This is a genomic window from Candidatus Zixiibacteriota bacterium (assembly GCA_022865345.1).
Lineage (GTDB): Bacteria > Zixibacteria > MSB-5A5 > MSB-5A5 > RBG-16-43-9 > RBG-16-43-9.
On sequence record JALHSU010000255.1, the window covers coordinates 1 to 1,871 of the forward strand.

2 protein-coding genes are annotated in these 1,871 nt (G+C 43.9%); one reads left to right on the plus strand and one right to left on the minus strand.

Features of this window, described 5'->3' with window-relative positions; translation table 11 throughout:
- The first annotated feature begins 738 nt into the window (after positions 1-738).
- On the plus strand, positions 739-999 hold the full coding sequence (locus MUP17_12120) for a hypothetical protein (protein MCJ7459717.1): 261 nt from the start codon (positions 739-741) through the stop codon (positions 997-999).
- Between the two features lie 107 nt (positions 1,000-1,106).
- Here MUP17_12120 and MUP17_12125 read toward each other — a convergent pair.
- A partial coding sequence (locus MUP17_12125) for a site-specific integrase (protein ID MCJ7459718.1) occupies positions 1,107-1,871 on the minus strand: 765 nt, incomplete at its 5' end.

Below are 1,871 nucleotides of genomic sequence, written 5' to 3' on the forward strand. Positions count from 1 at the left end.
AGATCTCCATTGACAGTAGGGCGCATGACCCGAGAAGGCCTAGGATGAACTGCTCTTTCGCTTCTTTCTTTTCTGTGAGCTTTCTTCTCATGATCCCCAAAACCAGCCAACCGATGAGAAATGCGAAGAAGATCACGTACCAGCTTGGGCTGAAGTCAAAATCGAATGTCATGCCTCATGCTAGGATTTAGTTGCTTAAAAACATGGCTTTGGTTTTTTTGGAGGTTTTTGAGTATCTTAACGCGAATTATGGGTAAGGACCATTTCACGCCTAAGTAGAGATGCCGCCCCAAAAACCGTCTTTTTCTGTAGGCGCGCTTACATGATGCGAACTCCTGAATTCACAGTCTAAATTCCCATTTGCACCATAGAGTGGAGATATCTACAGCAATGACCACTAAGACCTCTCCCCCGCCATTTTGAGTCCAGAATGAAGAGACAAAAAGATAGTCCCCCAATTCATATGATGAACTAGAGTAGTGGATGTTATGACCAAAAAAGAGAGAGAAAGGGACTGAAAAAATGTGCGCACTAGGTTTTGTCCAATGGCGAAGAACTTATATGGGTCGCCGCAGACTATAGTCTATTGATGGTACCATGTCTGAGAGTAGACCGAGTCCGAATGCAGGACCGCGAGCTTTAACGAAATACAATATTGCTCTCTTTATTGAACAGAAGGGAAAGACAAGGTGGTCTGACCTCATCAAGGAGTTTGTTGAGAATCCATCGGAGCGGCATATGTCGAGGCAAAAGCTTTCCCTTTGGCTTAAAGACCTTTGTGATGAAGGACTTGTTCAGAAGACTATTGACAAGAAGGCTTTGGCTTTGAGGGCGCTTTGGAGAGTCTATCCGATTTATGTGGTGCCAAAGAGCAGACTAAAGCGGATTGAGGAAATCAGAGAGAGAAAAGAGATATACGATTTCGTTGACTCTGCTAGTCCAGAAAGAATAAAGAAGCTACGTGAAGAGATAGACCACCTGAGAGAGACTGATGAATAGCCCGCGTCTTTTAGGGTATCGCTGATGTGTCCACGCTGATGTCTTGAAGGACCTTCTTGATTTCCTTGAGTTCTGTTAAGATTTGCTACACGAGTTCCAGTTCTTCGCTAGTCAATTTTGACCCTCTCCTTTCTTTCGCTTTCTGGCTGAATGCTTTCGTAGAGTTTCAGCCAATCCCTTGATTTGGTCTTCTTCATTAGTCCTTTCTGTTTACACGCGTCTTCCATTAATGCTCTAAGAACTTCAATGACCGTATCGAGAGTTTTCTGAACGTCTGATTGTGTGCTCAGAGCAACTGGGAACAACTTCAGAACGTTTGAAACTTTGATAAAGTCCTTGCGCAGTTCAGCATCGTGCACATACGTATCATCTGAGGCTGGAATGCTTTTCCCAACCATTAATTTAGCAGACCAAGAAGAAATTCCCAGTTCCGCACAAGTCCTCAGAAACAGTTTTCGACCCGTGTGCCAGCGAAAGAGTCCGTGATTCGCTATTCCCGCTCTTTTGACTAAACCCTTAAAGATTTTCTGGATTCCGTGAACCGTCATGTGTCCGCTTCGTTTTGACTGGAACAGATACTTGTTACTCTTGTCTATTGTGTTCAGATATTTGTCCAAAATCGGCTTAAATTCCGCACTAACGAAACTTCTTGCCACCACATTTTCTTTCTTTGTGTTGATTAAAATCGGAATTGGTGTGTCACCTTGAACAGCGAAGGTTTGCCACTCTAGGAGAGCAACGTCACCGATTCGCAAGCCCATAAGAAAAACTTCCAAAAGCACTTGTTCCCGTAAGTCTGCGGTTTTTGCCATCTCTTGAATTTCACTTATTACGGTTCTGTGGTCACGGGTCGTTGCTACGGTTCTGTAGAT

Coding starts and splice junctions, on each gene's coding strand:
- MUP17_12120 (MCJ7459717.1), top strand. CDS start 739: ATGTCGAGGCAAAAGCTTTCCCTTTGGCTTAAAGACCTTTGTGATGAA.